The sequence below is a fragment of the Enterobacter sp. E1 genome (assembly GCF_016809815.1).
Lineage (GTDB): Bacteria > Pseudomonadota > Gammaproteobacteria > Enterobacterales > Enterobacteriaceae > Enterobacter > Enterobacter adelaidei.
In genome coordinates this window covers 135,311-149,086 of sequence record NZ_JAFBJM010000008.1, presented here as the reverse complement: position 1 = coordinate 149,086, position 13,776 = coordinate 135,311, and the positions used below count along the sequence as shown (strand labels likewise).

Sequence of the window (13,776 nt, the reverse complement as noted above, 5' to 3'; positions counted from 1 at the left end):
TTGCCTGGCGGCTTTAGCGCGGTGGTCCCACCTGACCCCATGCCGAACTCAGAAGTGAAACGCCGTAGCGCCGATGGTAGTGTGGGGTCTCCCCATGTGAGAGTAGGGAACTGCCAGGCATCAAATTTAGCGTGCTGATATGGCTCAGTTGGTAGAGCGCACCCTTGGTAAGGGTGAGGTCCCCAGTTCGACTCTGGGTATCAGCACCACTTTATACTTAGGTTAAAGTTCGGCAAGAAGTAAAAGAATTTGTCTGGCGGCTTTAGCGCGGTGGTCCCACCTGACCCCATGCCGAACTCAGAAGTGAAACGCCGTAGCGCCGATGGTAGTGTGGGGTCTCCCCATGTGAGAGTAGGGAACTGCCAGACATCAAACAAGTGAAAAGGCCATCCGAAAGGATGGCCTTTTTGCGTTTATGTGCAGAAAAAACGGTAGGCCGGGTAAGGCGAAGCCACCACCCGGCAGAGAAAACGACTAATGAATCACCTGTGACAAGAAGGTCCGGGTGCGTTCTGACTTCGGATGAGCAAAGAACTCATCTGGTGGTGCCTGCTCGACAATCTCGCCACGATCCATGAAGATCACCCGATCTGCTACGGTTCTGGCAAATCCCATTTCATGTGTCACGCACAACATGGTCATCCCGGATTGTGCCAGCCCAATCATAGTATCCAGGACTTCCTTCACCATTTCAGGATCCAGTGCTGAGGTAGGCTCATCAAACAGCATGATTTTAGGCTTCATACACAGCGAGCGGGCGATAGCCACACGCTGCTGTTGGCCACCCGATATCTGACCAGGAAATTTATTGGCATGCTCTGCAATGCGGACGCGTTCCAGATAGTGCATCGCCAGTGCTTCGGCCTCCTTTTTGGGCAACTTTTGAACCCAGATTGGTGCCAGCGTGCAGTTCTGCAGGACGGTCAGATGTGGGAACAAATTAAAGTGTTGAAACACCATTCCTACTTCCTGACGAACACGTTCGATATTGCGGATATCTTCATTCAGCTCAATACCATCAACAACAATACGTCCCTGTTGATGTTCTTCCAGATGGTTAATACAGCGAATTGTCGTGGATTTACCTGAACCTGAAGGTCCACAAAGTACGATGCGTTCGCCCTGTTTAACCTTCAGGTTGATGTCTTTCAGGACATGAAACTGTCCGTACCATTTATTTACGTCTTCCAGCGTAATCATCGCGTCGGCGGGTGTCATAGTAATTTGGCTCATAATTTCCTCAGTGCGGTGTACGCCCGGTGTTAAAGCGCTTTTCCAGATGCTGGCTATAGCGCGACATGCTAAAACAAAAGATCCAGTAGATTAGGGCAGCAAAGACATATCCTTCGGTGGACATCCCCAGCCAGACGGGGTCTACGGTGGCCTGCTGCACGCTGCTAAAGAGATCGAACAATCCGATAATGATTACCAGGCTGGTATCTTTGAAGAGGGCAATGATCGTGTTAACCAGACCCGGGATAACCAGCTTGAGTGCCTGGGGCAGAATGACCAGCCCCTGCGTTTTCCAGTAACCGAGCGCCAGTGATTCCGCTGCTTCGTACTGGCCTTTAGGCAACGCCTGCAGACCACCGCGCACAACTTCAGCGACATAGGCGGACTGGAAGAGAATTACCCCGACCAGGGCACGGATCAGTTTGTCGATCGTTGTACCTTCAGCCATAAACAGCGGCAGCATGACCGAGGACATAAACAGAACGGTAATGAGCGGTACACCGCGCCAGAACTCAATGAAGATAACGGAAAGGACACGCACGACAGGCATTTTTGAACGCCGTCCCAGGGCAAGTAAAATCCCCCACGGCAGAGCACCGGCTATTCCCACTGAAGCGATAATTAGCGTTAACGTTAGACCGCCCCACTGGCGGGTTTCAACGCGTTCCAGCCCCAGGAAACCGCCATACAACAGCACCCAGACAATAATCGGATAGACCACGGCCCAGACGGCAATATAGCGTCCACGATGAGGCAGCTTTTTCCAGAACATGATAGCGATTGAGAGCAGGCCAATAACCAGCGCAAGATTAATCCGCCAGCGCTGTTCGTGCGGATACAATCCATACATGAATTGCCCGAAACGCTCATGAATAAACACCCAGCAGGCACCGGATTTTGTGCAGTCTGCACGGGTTGAACCGACCCAATTGGCCTGTAAAAACGCCCAGTTCAGCAGTGGAGGAATCAATTCCCACATGAGCCACAGGCAGACAATCGTCAACAGGCTGTTACTCCAGCTGGAGAACAGATTCTTACGCGCCCAGAGAATGAAACGTCCACCTGTCGAGTGGGCAGGGCGCGAGGAGTGCGACAGTATCGCTTTTGTCATCATAGTTCCTTAGCGCTCGACCAGTGCTATACGACGGTTATAGAGGTTCATCAGCAATGAAATCACCAGGCTGATGATCAGATAGACAGACATGGTGATGGCGATGGTTTCAATGGCTTGCCCTGTCTGGTTAAGCACGGTTCCGGCGAACAGTGACACCATATCGGGGTAACCAATGGCAGCGGCCAGCGATGAGTTTTTGACAATGTTGAGGTACTGGCTGGTCAGGGGCGGAATGATGACCCTTAATGCCTGAGGTATGATGACCTGGCGAAGCGTCACGGTATGGGGCAACCCCAGAGAGCGTGCTGCCTCGTGTTGTCCATGCGGTACGGCCTGGATCCCTGAACGGATAATCTCAGCGATAAATGCGGACGTATAAATCGAAAGTGCCAGCGTCAGGGATGCCAGTTCAGGGATCAATACCATCCCGCCCTGAAAGTTAAAACCACGCAGATGTGGAACATCCCAGTGTAGTGCGGCACCAAAGAGCCAGTGTGTCAAAAGCGGCAGGCCGATAACCAAGGCAGCAGCCGTTGGCCAGGTTTTACGAAGCTGGCCGGTTTTGATCTGATGCTTGCGGTTAAAGCGGAATACTGCAACAGAAAGGGCAAGCGCTATCACTATCGCGCCAATGAAAGCGTAAAGTCCTTCGCCTGGTAGAGGTGAAGGAATAGACAACCCTCGGTTACTCAGGAAAAACAGATCAAACGCGTCAACGGCCTGGCGGGGACCGGGAAGGTTACGCAGTACGGCGAAATACCAGAAGAAAATCTGCAGCAACGGGGGGATATTGCGGAACGTCTCGATGTAGACAGTTGAAAGCTTCCGCAGTAGCCAGTTTTCAGAAAGACGCGCCAGACCAATAAAGAAGCCCAGTATCGACGCGAAGACGATACAAAGCGCCGATACCAACAGCGTATTCAGTAAACCGACCACGAACACGCGTCCGTACGTGTCACCTTCCTGGTAATCAATAAGGTGCTGAACAATGCCAAACCCCGCGCTGCGATCTAAAAACGCAAAACCGGAGGTAATACCGCGGTTATTCAGGTTGGTGATGGTGTTATGGATGAGATACACGGCGATGAGAACAACCGTAACAATAGCAATAATCTGGAATAGCCAGGCGCGGACCGCGGGATGAGAAAAGGATAGCGATCCTTTTACGGCTGAGCGGCGATGGGACATAAAGAAACCTCAGTAACCATGACTCTGGAGTGGGCACTGCCGAAACAGTGCCCGTTACAGCTATGACTTAACGTACAGGTGGCGCGTACTGAATACCGCCGTTGTTCCAGAGATTGTTCTGGCCGCGTTTGATCTTCAGCGGGCTTTCCGATCCCACGTTGCGTTCAAAGATCTCAGAGTAGTTGCCCACCTGTTTGATGATGTTGTAGGCCCACTTGTTATCCAGCTTCAGATCCTTGCCGAAATCACCTTCTGTACCAAGCAGGTGTGCCATATCCGGGTTGGATGGTTTAGCCGCTTTCTCATCGACGTTTTTCGAGTTGATGCCCATTTCTTCCGCATTCAGCATGGCAAACAGTGTCCAGCGAACGATGGAGAACCAGTCTTCATCGCCACGGCGGACAACCGGTCCAAGAGGTTCTTTCGAGATCACTTCCGGCAGGACAATCCACTCCGCTGGATTGCTCAGCTTAATACGTAACGCATACAGCTGTGACTGGTCAGAGGCCAGTGTGTCACAACGACCAGATTCCAGCGCTTTAGCTGATTCATCGGAGCGGTCAAATGTGACAGGGGTGTATTTCATGTTATTGGCTTTGAAATAATCCGCGACGTTCAGCTCGGTATCGGTGCCCGCCTGAATACAAACCGTGGCACCATCCAGTTCCTTCGCGCTTTTCAGGCCAGCTTTATTGTGGGTAAGGAAGCCGATGCCGTCATAATAGGTTACACCGGTAAATGACATGCCCATACCTGCATCACGGGAAGAGGTCCAGGTCGTATTACGGGAGAGCATGTCGACCTCGCCGGACTGCAGCGCCGTAAAGCGTTCTTTCGCCGTCAGCGGGGTATATTTTACTTTGCTGTCATCGCCAAAAACGGCGGCGGCGACGCCACGGCAGACATCCACATCAATCCCGGTAAATTTGCCATTAGCATCGGCATAAGAGAAGCCAGGCAAACCGTCACTGATACCACATTGAACAAAACCTTTCTTTTTAACGGCATCCAGTGTCGTTCCCGCATGGGCTTGACCGGCTACGGCAAACATCATGCCTGCAGCGGCCAGGCTGGCTATCATCGTCTTTTTCATAATGCATCCTGTGTGGCGAAATTTATCGTTATAGAGGCGTTTTTAAACGCTTTACCTGTCTGTGGCTTTGGCCAACGTTTATAAAGCAAACGTAATGCCAGTTTTGCGTTCGACAAAATAAGAGACGAGTGAACGCTTAATGCTGAGTGTAGACAGGCTTAAATAAAACGAGCGCCCCGAAACGGTGCAAAATTACAACCTGTGCCACAAATCGGAGCAAAAGTTTCAATGCTATTTGGATTGGAAGAGTAGATAGTTTCATGGGTGAATATTGGCAGGGTATTAAATGCTATTAATATGTGAAAATCATCACTATAGGGTGTGCAATTTAAATGGATTCACTAAAAAGATGTGATTGCCTTCAGGCTTGAATTAATCGCGAGGATAAATACGGGGCTATTTTTTTACTTATTTGAAAATAGTGCATTAATTAAAAGCAAAGGCGCGGCTTGGGCCGCGCTTTTTGAACAGATGTTACTTAGTCAGGGCAACAATACCCAGCGTCAAGCCCGCGACTGCGGCAGCACCGCCGGCGATAGCGCCTGCTGTTTCCCAGTTATCCTGGGTGGTGCCTTTCATACAGGTATTGGTATGAACCAGTCGGCCCTGGTCGTCGTAAACCGGTACACATGGAGAATCGTGCGCGCAACCAGCAAGCAGCGCAGCGAGTAGTGCAACGGAAATGAATCTTTTCATGATGTTACCTCAGTATTATTTCTCATCCGCTATAAAGCCAGGAGGGCTATTAACGAACTGGAGGTTATTTTACCACCAGGGTAAGCCCTCGTTACACGAGGAATAATCTCAAATTATGTAGTTTGTAAAAATCGTGGAGAAAAGTCATTTTCAAGGTGAATTAATGGAGGAATTGTGGAGTTGCAAGAAGCTGTTTTTACTTAATGCAAATAATCGTTTTTTTAGAGGGTTATTTTTTAATGCCTAATTCATTGTTTACGTTAAAAATAAAAAAGGCACCAGAGGTGCCTTTCAGGGAAACATTAATCCTTATGGCGAGTAAATCTTCGCCGGACAACCACAAAGAAGACCGGCACGAAGAAAATCGCCAGAAGGGTTGCAGAAAGCATACCTCCCATAACGCCCGTACCGACGGCATTTTGCGCGCCGCTCCCGGCCCCGGTGCTGATCACCAGCGGCATGACACCCAGAATAAAGGCAAGGGACGTCATCAGAATCGGTCGAAGGCGCATTCTTGAGGCTTCCAGCGTGGCTTCAATGAGGCCTTTACCTTCTTTATCCATCAGGTCTTTAGCAAATTCGACGATCAGAATGGCGTTTTTCGCCGATAAACCGATCGTCGTCAGCAGGCCGACCTGGAAATAGACGTCATTGTTTAGACCACGCAATGATGCTGCGAGAAGTGCCCCAATGACACCCAGCGGCACTACCAGCATGACGGAGAAGGGAATGGACCAGCTTTCGTACAGGGCTGCCAGACACAGGAACACCACGATCAGTGAAATGGCGTATAGCGCAGGCGCCTGGTTACCGGAAAGCCGCTCCTGGTATGACATTCCCGTCCAGTCATAGCCGATGCCGGAAGGCAGTTTTGCCGCGAGGCTCTCCATCATAGCCATCGCTTCACCGGTACTTTTACCCGGTGCCGACTCACCAAGAATCTCCATGGAAGGCATCCCGTTATAGCGTTCCAGGCGAGGCGAACCATACACCCAGTGAGCGTTGCTAAAGGCTGAGAACGGGACCATTTCCCCATTCGCGCTGCGTACGTAGAGGCTGTTAATGTCCCCTGGCAACATACGGAATCGGGCATCGGCCTGCACGTAAACCTTTTTAACGCGACCATGATCGATAAAGTCGTTCACATAGGTGCCACCCAACGCAGTCGAGATCGTCTGGTTAACGTCAGAAAGGCTGACACCTAACGCCTGGGCTTTCTCCTGGTCAACATCCAGTTTGAACTGAGGGGTATCTTCCAGACCGTTAGGACGCACGCGCACCAGCAGGTCAGGGTGCTCTTTCACCATGCCGAGCAGTTGGTTACGCGCCTGAGTCAGTTGGGTATGCCCCAGGTTAGCCTGATCAATCAACTCAAAGTCGAAGCCCGTTGCGGTACCTAACTCAATAATGGCAGGTAGGTTAAACGGGAACACAAGGCCGTCTTTAATCTGACTGAAGGCTTTCGTCGCGCGACCGACAATGGCCTCGACGCCATTTTTCTCCCCCGGGCGTTTCTCCCAGGGCTTCAGGCTGACGAACGCAATGCCAGAGTTCTGACCCTGGCCGCTGAAGCTAAAGCCGTTAACGGTAAAGACGGACTCAACATTTGCCTTCTCTTTGTTCAGATAGTAGTCCTGAACCTGATCGAGAACCTGCTGAGTCCGCGTCTGGGTCGCACCTGCCGGGAGTTGAACCATCGTCATAAACACCCCCTGATCCTCTTCGGGCAGGAAGGAGGTGGGTAAACGCAGGAAGAGCACCGCCATCCCACCGACAATAATGACGTACACCACCAGATAGCGCCCGGTCTTACGTAAAATACCGCTCACGCTGTTGCTGTAGTGTTCCACGCTCTGATCAAAGCGCGCATTAAACCAGCCAAAGAAGCCCCCTTTTTTTTCATGGTGGCCGCTGGAGACTGGCTTAAGCAATGTTGCACACAGCGCTGGCGTAAGGATCAGCGCGACAAGCACAGACAGCGCCATCGCCGAAACGATAGTCAGTGAGAACTGGCGATAGATCGCCCCCGTCGAGCCACCAAAAAAGGCCATTGGAATAAAGACCGCCGAGAGCACCATGGCTATACCCACCAGTGCCCCCTGGATCTGCCCCATTGATTTCTGCGTTGCCTCTTTTGGCGGCAGTTTGTCCTCAACCATGACACGTTCAACGTTCTCGACAACCACGATAGCGTCATCAACCAGCAGACCTATCGCCAGCACCATCCCGAACATCGTGAGGGTATTGATTGAGAAGCCGAATGCTGCCAGCACCGCAAAAGTGCCCAGCAGGACGACCGGCACCGCGATAGTCGGGATGAGCGTCGCCCGCAGGTTTTGCAGGAACAGGTACATGACCAGGAAGACGAGAACGATCGCTTCAAACAGGGTCTTCACCACTTCGTGGATGGAGATTTTCACAAACGGCGTGGTGTCATACGGGTAGACAACCTTCAGACCTTGCGGGAAGAATTGTTGCAACTGCGCCAGTTTGCTCTTGATGGCTGCTGCCGTATCCAGCGCGTTTGCCCCGGTTGCCAGTTTAATCCCCAGACCTGTTGCCGCCTGCCCGTTGATTTTGGTCACCATATTGTAGTTTTCGCCACCCAGCTCAATGCGAGCCACGTCCTTCAGGTGAACCATGGAACCGTCCTGGTTCACCTTGAGCGTCACGCGGCCAAACTCTTCCGGTGATTTCAGACGGGTTTGTGCGATGATCGAGGCATTCAACTGCTGTCCTGGGATGGATGGCGTCCCGCCCAACTGGCCTGCCGCTATCTGGTCGTTCTGCGTTTTCAACTGGTTGATAATATCCAGCGGCGTCAGCTGGTATTTGTTCATCGCATTGCTGTCGAGCCAGATGCGCATCGCATATTGGGCGCCAAACAGCTGCACGTCACCGACACCAGACGTTCGGCTGATGGCATCTTTGACGTTCGAAGCGACATAGTCGGAGATGTCATTCTGCGTAAGGTTTTTATTGTCTGATACAAAACCGGCGACCAGCAGGAAGCTGCTGCTGGATTTCTCCACGCCAATCCCTTGCTGCTGCACCTCTTGCGGCAGCAGCGGCATGGCGAGCTGCAGCTTGTTTTGTACCTGCACCTGGGCGATGTCCGGATCGGTTCCTGACTGGAAAGTCAGGGTGATAGTGACGTTACCCGCTGAATCGCTGGTGGAGGACATATACATCAGGTTATCAATACCGTTCATGTTCTGTTCGATAACCTGGGTCACGGTATCCTGCACCGTTTGAGCATCTGCTCCCGGGTAAGTTGCGGATATGGCCACGGCGGGAGGGGCGATGGTCGGATACTGTGCGACGGGAAGTTTGAGAATGGCCAGCCCGCCTGCAATCATCAAAATGATGGCAAGTACCCAGGCGAAAACAGGCCTCTGAATAAAGAAATTAGCCATGTCGTCGTCCCTTAACCGGCTGGTGTCGTGGTGGTATCCGGCGTGGCGACGACGGTAGCCCCCGGTCTGACTTTCTGTAAACCGCTGACAATCACACGGTCACCGTTTTTTAAACCTCCTGTCACCAGCCACCGATCGCCAATCGCCTGAGGCGCAACAACAGTACGCGACTCCACCTGGTTTTTGTCGTTAACCAGCAGTACGGTAGCGTCGCCCTGTGGTGTGCGTGTCACACCTTGTTGTGGAACCAGAATGGCATCCGGTTGTATGCCTTCATCAATACGGGCGCGAACAAACATACCGGGTAACAGCAGGTGTTGAGGATTAGGGAAAATGGCACGCAGAGTAATCGAACCGGTACTTTCGTCGACGGTAACATCAGAGAATTGCAATGTGCCTTTCAGCGGATAGGGCTGACCATTCTCCATCAGCAACTCAACAGTGCTGGTGGCATCGCCTTTCTGCAGGCTGGTCTGTTTCAGTCGCATGAAATCATTGCTGGACTGTGTGACATCGACATAAATCGGATCAAGCTGCTGGACTGTTGCCAGTGCGGTGGCCTGTCCGCTCGTAACAAGCGCTCCCTCGGTTACGCTGGATTTACCGATGCGACCAGCGACAGGTGACGTCACTTTGGTATAGGCAAGATTGATACGTGCAGATTCCACACCTGCCTGGGCGGCGGCAACGCTGGCGTCTGCCTGTTGAGCCGTCGCCACTGCCTGATCGTATTCCTGTTTGCTCACATATTGTGTGCCAACCAGCGGGAGATAACGCTTCACCGTCAGATGCGCGATATTCGCTGCTGCCTGAGACTTCAACAGTTCGGCTTTGGCGTTGTCATAGGCTGCCTGCCAGGTCGCGGGATCAATCTGGTAAAGTGACTCACCTGCTTTAACATCGCTCCCTTCCGTGAAATTGCGACGCAGGATTATGCCGCTAACCTGCGGGCGAACCTCCGCAACGCGAAATGCATCTGTTCTGCCCGGGAGTTCAGTGGTGACAGCCAGAGGGGCGCTTTTCACTATATGGACGCTGACCTGAGGTGCCTGTGGATGTTGTTGATGATTTTCCTGTCCATCGCATCCAGTGAGCAGTACCGCACAGACAATGAAACCGGATAAGGGCAAGCGTCTGAAATGATTTGTCATTACTGTTCCTTTAAATACCCATTAACCGATATTTGCCGTGGCTCGGTAGCTGGGGCAGAGGGATAAAAATAAAATGTAGCTGCGTATAATAATGAGGGTATTTAATGTTTTTTAATTTATAAGTGCGAATGACCAACTATGTTGGAAAAATCAGAATCAGACCCGGTGTAATCAGCGTTATACTTCTGGCGTGTTAATCAGATAAATAGGGTTTAATTTCTCATGCTATTCATTTGGTGAATTTAATTGTGCTTATGTATTTACCTTAATTATAAATTAAGTTAATTGACTTTTTTTGTGCAAAATTAAAACTGATTTTGGTGAATACTTTCCTTCAACTGAACCCGGTATGACGTACAAATCTTGTGAGTAACGAGTAGTTATCTATGGCGCGTAAAAAGAAAGAAGAGGCTCAACAAACCCGACAGCAGCTGATCGAAGCGGCTATTGAACAGTTTGCGATGCGTGGCGTGGCCAACACGACGCTGACGGATATCGCTGATGCTGCTAAGGTTACGCGCGGTGCGATCTACTGGCACTTTACCAGTAAATCAGAAATATTTAATGCCATCTGGGAACAGCAATTACCACTTCGGGACATTATTCGCGACAGACTTTCTGTTTCTGAAAATGATGATCCGTTGTTAATACTTCGCGAGCAATTTATTACTGCATTGCAATATATTGCGCGTGAGCCCCGACAATGTGCACTTTTACAAATTTTGTATCATAAGTGTGAATTCAGCAATGATATGACTCAAGAGAGTGAAATCAGAAAGCGCATTGGATTCAATTATGACTATTTACGTGCCACGCTGGAGGCATGTATTGCGCGAAAAAGCATTTCGGCACAGGTAAATGTTGATCTTACTTTGATTGTATTTCACGGTTTTTTTAGCGGAATAATTAAAAACTGGTTAATGAATAACGACAGTTTTAATCTATATCAGCAGGCTCCGGCACTGGTCGATAGCATTCTGGCGACACTCCCTGTCATCCGAGTATCGCCCGATGATGCTTACTGCTCAGCGTCAGGTAACATTTCTCCCCTGGCACAAAGCGCCTCTATGGTCTGTGCGCTGACAGGTTTACCTAACAGATAACCCTGAAGGGTGTTACAGCCTAGCTCTGTCAAAAAGGTTTGCTGTGCTTCGGTTTCTACACCTTCAGCCACGACTTTCAGGTTGAGTGTTTTTGCGAGAGCCACAATCGCCGAGACAATGGTTGCATCTCCGCTTTCCCCACTTAACTCTTTCACAAATGCTCTGTCGATCTTCAATTCACAGGCCGGTAAACGCTTGAGATACAGCAGGCTCGAATATCCGGTACCAAAGTCATCAATGGAGGCTTTCACACCCGCATCGGTCAGCTCCGTCAACACCCGTACACTCTCATCCGGGTTACTCATTGCCGTGGTTTCCGTCACTTCGAGGATCAACTTTTCCGGTGGCACATTGTGGTGCGCCAGACAGTCGAGAACGGTTTTTACCAGTGACGGTTGTTCAAACTGCAATGTCGAGAGGTTTACGGCCATCGACCAGCTTTGATGGCCCTGAAGATGCCATTCCCTCAACTGGCTACAGGCTTCATTGATTACCCAGTTACCGATGGGAATGATGAGCCCCGTTTTTTCCGCCAGCGGCAGAAAAAGGTCTGGCGTCAGTAATCCTTGTTTCGGGTGTTGCCAGCGCAGTAACGCCTCGAAACCGAGGACAGGGCCAGCGGGCGCGTGAAATTTTGGCTGATAAACAAGGCGGAGCTCATCACGATTAATAGCCATCCACAGGTCGTTCATTAACTGGAGATGGGTCTGCGCCAGAGTGTTCATGGAGGGCTGGAAGAAGTGGTAGCCATTTCGTCCCATATGTTTGGTGTGGTACATCGCTGCATCCGCATTAAACATCAGCTCACGCTCGGTTTTGCCGTCGTGAGGATACAATGCGATACCAATGCTGAGTGTCACCATCAGTTCATAGGGATCGAGATTGAACGGGCTATCTATCGCGTGAACCAGTGAGTTTGCCAGAGAAGCCGCATCGTCCGGACCTTCTCCTTCTGCCAGCAGAACAAACTCATCACCGCCGATACGTGCAAGGGTGAACTGGCCTTTCAGGGGAAGCAACAGACGCTGCGTCACGGCGACCAGCAGCTTGTCACCGATATCATGGCCGTAGGCGTCATTGATGGCTTTAAAACCGTCAAGATCCATGAACATCAAGGCAAAATTGCTGCCTTCACGAGCGGCTTTGCAGATGGCCTGATCGAGTCGGTCTTCCAGCAGTACACGATTGGGCAGACGCGTTAGCGTATCTTGCAGCGCCAGCTGCGCGAGTTCCCGGTTAGCCTCTGCAAGTGATGAGGCAAGAAGGGCGGTACGTGCCTGAAGGCGGGCATCCAGCATCGACACCAGCAGGCTGATCCCAAGAATAGAGAGAGCAACAACGCTGACCAGCACCGCCAGCCAGCTCCCGTTAATGCCGTCATGGTGCACCATCGTCGACATTGGAAACTGTGCGGCTTTCATTCCGGCGTAGTGCATACCGGCAATGGCAATCCCCATGGTGATGGCAGCACCCATGCGCATCAGTACGACCTGAGCGGCTTCCTGGCGCAAGCGGAACGTCAGCCACAATGCCGCGAGTGAAGCGGCAAGTGCAATGGCGACCGAAATGGCGACCCATAGCTTGTCCCAGATAATACCCGGTGTGACCTCCAGCGCTGCCATACCGGTGTAATGCATGGCCACGATGCCACTTCCCATCACTAACGCCCCGGGCAACAGACGGCGCAAACGCAATTGCTCGCAGCTGACGAGCCACAGCGCAAACAGTGACGAACCCACCGCTATGATCATGGATAACACCGTCAGATTGGCGTTGTAACTCATGCTCATGGAGAGGTCCATCGCCAGCATGCCGATGAAATGCATCGCCCACACGCCAATACCCATGGCAATCCCGCCACCAGCCAGCCAGATACGGGCTGCGACACCCTGGCTCCCGGCAACGCGCGCGGCCATATTCAGCGCGGTATACGCGGCAAGGATAGCAACAACAAAGGAGAGGACTACAAGGATATGGTTGTATTGGCTAACCAGCATGGTCGGTTCTACTCGAGTTTGACGTTACGCCAGAGCGGTTGAGAAGGGCGAGACATTATCATCGGAAGGTAATGGCTCAAAGGGATTTAAATCCCTGTTTTTAGTGGGTAATAACAGGGAAGCTGGCGGGGAAAGAGGCTTAGTCGAGTTCTGAACAGTTCACTAATTTCAGCGGATTGACGGAGTTCATATTGCGACACTTATCGGTTTCGGTGCTCATCAGTTCAATCCACTGCATCAGGAGTGCATCGAAAATGAAAATAGAGATTGCGAAGACAACCAGCCACCAGTATTTACGAATCATTGTGTCATTCCGCGAGAAGAGAGTCAGTAATGTGGTGGAAATATACACGAAACGTCGCGGTTTAAAAGCGGGATAAGTGAAGGTTTACAAAGCGTTGACGGTCACAGGTGCGGGCAATAAAAAAGGCGCATCCCCATGCCAGGTAGCGCCTTTTTAAACATGCATTTCGCTAATCGAAATTAGTTCATGCCGTATTTTTTCAGTTTCTTACGCAGAGTACCACGGTTGATACCCATCATCAGCGCAGCGCGGGTTTGGTTACCGCGGGTGTATTGCATCACCATGTCCAACAGTGGCTGTTCAACTTCAGCCAGTACCAGCTCATACAGGTCATTAACATCCTGACCGTTCAGTTGAGCAAAATAGTTCTTCAGTGCCTGTTTAACCGAGTCACGCAGGGGCTTTTGAGTTACCTGGTCCTGAGAGTTAACGGTAGAAACGGTCAGTACGTCAGAATTTACGCGTTGTTCGAACATAGTTC

11 protein-coding genes, 1 tRNA gene and 2 rRNA genes are annotated in these 13,776 nt (G+C 51.1%); 4 read left to right on the top strand and 10 right to left on the bottom strand.

Translation table 11 applies throughout. The features are described from left to right. Window positions 1-3 precede the first annotated feature (3 nt). The 3 genes from rrf (JGF26_RS18385) (at window position 4) to rrf (JGF26_RS18375) (ending at window position 368) form a co-directional block, all read left to right on the top strand. A 5S ribosomal RNA gene (rrf, locus tag JGF26_RS18385) occupies window positions 4-119 on the top strand. Between the two features lie 14 nt (window positions 120-133). Beyond that, window positions 134-209 (top strand) — tRNA-Thr (locus JGF26_RS18380). Window positions 210-252: 43 nt separating this feature from the next. Then, window positions 253-368: ribosomal RNA gene (gene rrf, locus JGF26_RS18375) — 5S ribosomal RNA — on the top strand. A gap of 106 nt (window positions 369-474) precedes the next feature. Here the strand turns inward: rrf (JGF26_RS18375) and JGF26_RS18370 are convergent. The 7 genes from JGF26_RS18370 to JGF26_RS18340 all read right to left on the bottom strand — a co-directional run bounded on the left by JGF26_RS18370 (window position 475) and on the right by JGF26_RS18340 (window position 9,891). Further along, window positions 475-1,233, bottom strand: coding sequence for an amino acid ABC transporter ATP-binding protein (locus tag JGF26_RS18370; protein ID WP_028018574.1), 759 nt, complete (start codon window positions 1,231-1,233; stop codon window positions 475-477). A 7-nt stretch (window positions 1,234-1,240) separates the two neighbouring features. Further along, window positions 1,241-2,344 (bottom strand): amino acid ABC transporter permease, encoded by a 1,104-nt coding sequence (locus JGF26_RS18365; RefSeq protein ID WP_049007524.1) that lies wholly within the window; start codon window positions 2,342-2,344, stop codon window positions 1,241-1,243. A gap of 9 nt (window positions 2,345-2,353) precedes the next feature. Beyond that, window positions 2,354-3,535: an amino acid ABC transporter permease gene (locus JGF26_RS18360; protein WP_134708495.1), complete on the bottom strand. Its 1,182-nt coding sequence runs from the start codon at window positions 3,533-3,535 to the stop codon at window positions 2,354-2,356. Between the two features lie 67 nt (window positions 3,536-3,602). Beyond that, window positions 3,603-4,628 carry an amino acid ABC transporter substrate-binding protein gene (locus tag JGF26_RS18355; protein WP_047071242.1) on the bottom strand — a complete coding sequence of 342 codons (1,026 nt, stop codon included), beginning with the start codon at window positions 4,626-4,628 and terminating at the stop codon, window positions 3,603-3,605. A gap of 474 nt (window positions 4,629-5,102) precedes the next feature. Continuing rightward, window positions 5,103-5,324 carry a lipoprotein gene (locus tag JGF26_RS18350; RefSeq protein WP_008502867.1) on the bottom strand — a complete coding sequence of 74 codons (222 nt, stop codon included), beginning with the start codon at window positions 5,322-5,324 and terminating at the stop codon, window positions 5,103-5,105. A gap of 302 nt (window positions 5,325-5,626) precedes the next feature. Then, window positions 5,627-8,740: an efflux RND transporter permease subunit gene (locus JGF26_RS18345; RefSeq protein ID WP_028016981.1), complete on the bottom strand. Its 3,114-nt coding sequence runs from the start codon at window positions 8,738-8,740 to the stop codon at window positions 5,627-5,629. A gap of 11 nt (window positions 8,741-8,751) precedes the next feature. Further along, on the bottom strand, window positions 8,752-9,891 hold the full coding sequence (locus tag JGF26_RS18340; protein ID WP_028016982.1) for an efflux RND transporter periplasmic adaptor subunit: 1,140 nt from the start codon (window positions 9,889-9,891) through the stop codon (window positions 8,752-8,754). A 386-nt stretch (window positions 9,892-10,277) separates the two neighbouring features. Between JGF26_RS18340 and envR the strand changes: the two genes are divergently transcribed. Continuing rightward, window positions 10,278-10,994 (top strand): acrEF/envCD operon transcriptional regulator, encoded by a 717-nt coding sequence (envR, locus tag JGF26_RS18335; protein ID WP_028016983.1) that lies wholly within the window; start codon window positions 10,278-10,280, stop codon window positions 10,992-10,994. Here envR and JGF26_RS18330 read toward each other — a convergent pair. The 3 genes from JGF26_RS18330 to fis all read right to left on the bottom strand — a co-directional run bounded on the left by JGF26_RS18330 (window position 10,910) and on the right by fis (window position 13,771). Further along, entirely contained in the window at window positions 10,910-12,991 is a 2,082-nt protein-coding gene (locus JGF26_RS18330) for a bifunctional diguanylate cyclase/phosphodiesterase (RefSeq protein WP_134708496.1), read from the bottom strand. The two genes, envR and JGF26_RS18330, sit on opposite strands and share 85 nt — an antisense overlap. A gap of 139 nt (window positions 12,992-13,130) precedes the next feature. Next, window positions 13,131-13,295, bottom strand: a complete 165-nt coding sequence (locus JGF26_RS18325; RefSeq protein ID WP_028016985.1) for a DUF2556 family protein — start codon at window positions 13,293-13,295, stop codon at window positions 13,131-13,133. 179 nt (window positions 13,296-13,474) lie between these two features. Then, complete coding sequence (fis, locus tag JGF26_RS18320; protein WP_000462905.1) at window positions 13,475-13,771, bottom strand: DNA-binding transcriptional regulator Fis; 297 nt, start codon at window positions 13,769-13,771, stop codon at window positions 13,475-13,477. Window positions 13,772-13,776: the final 5 nt, after the last annotated feature.

Excerpts from the sequence above, each read along its gene's own strand:
- envR (WP_028016983.1), top strand. The coding sequence starts at position 10,278 with ATGGCGCGTAAAAAGAAAGAAGAGGCTCAACAAACCCGACAGCAGCTG.
- fis (WP_000462905.1), bottom strand. The coding sequence starts at position 13,771 with ATGTTCGAACAACGCGTAAATTCTGACGTACTGACCGTTTCTACCGTT.
- JGF26_RS18365 (WP_049007524.1), bottom strand. The coding sequence starts at position 2,344 with ATGACAAAAGCGATACTGTCGCACTCCTCGCGCCCTGCCCACTCGACA.
- JGF26_RS18330 (WP_134708496.1), bottom strand. The coding sequence starts at position 12,991 with ATGCTGGTTAGCCAATACAACCATATCCTTGTAGTCCTCTCCTTTGTT.
- JGF26_RS18345 (WP_028016981.1), bottom strand. The coding sequence starts at position 8,740 with ATGGCTAATTTCTTTATTCAGAGGCCTGTTTTCGCCTGGGTACTTGCC.
- JGF26_RS18370 (WP_028018574.1), bottom strand. The coding sequence starts at position 1,233 with ATGAGCCAAATTACTATGACACCCGCCGACGCGATGATTACGCTGGAA.
- JGF26_RS18325 (WP_028016985.1), bottom strand. The coding sequence starts at position 13,295 with ATGATTCGTAAATACTGGTGGCTGGTTGTCTTCGCAATCTCTATTTTC.
- JGF26_RS18355 (WP_047071242.1), bottom strand. The coding sequence starts at position 4,628 with ATGAAAAAGACGATGATAGCCAGCCTGGCCGCTGCAGGCATGATGTTT.
- JGF26_RS18350 (WP_008502867.1), bottom strand. The coding sequence starts at position 5,324 with ATGAAAAGATTCATTTCCGTTGCACTACTCGCTGCGCTGCTTGCTGGT.
- JGF26_RS18360 (WP_134708495.1), bottom strand. The coding sequence starts at position 3,535 with ATGTCCCATCGCCGCTCAGCCGTAAAAGGATCGCTATCCTTTTCTCAT.
- JGF26_RS18340 (WP_028016982.1), bottom strand. The coding sequence starts at position 9,891 with ATGACAAATCATTTCAGACGCTTGCCCTTATCCGGTTTCATTGTCTGT.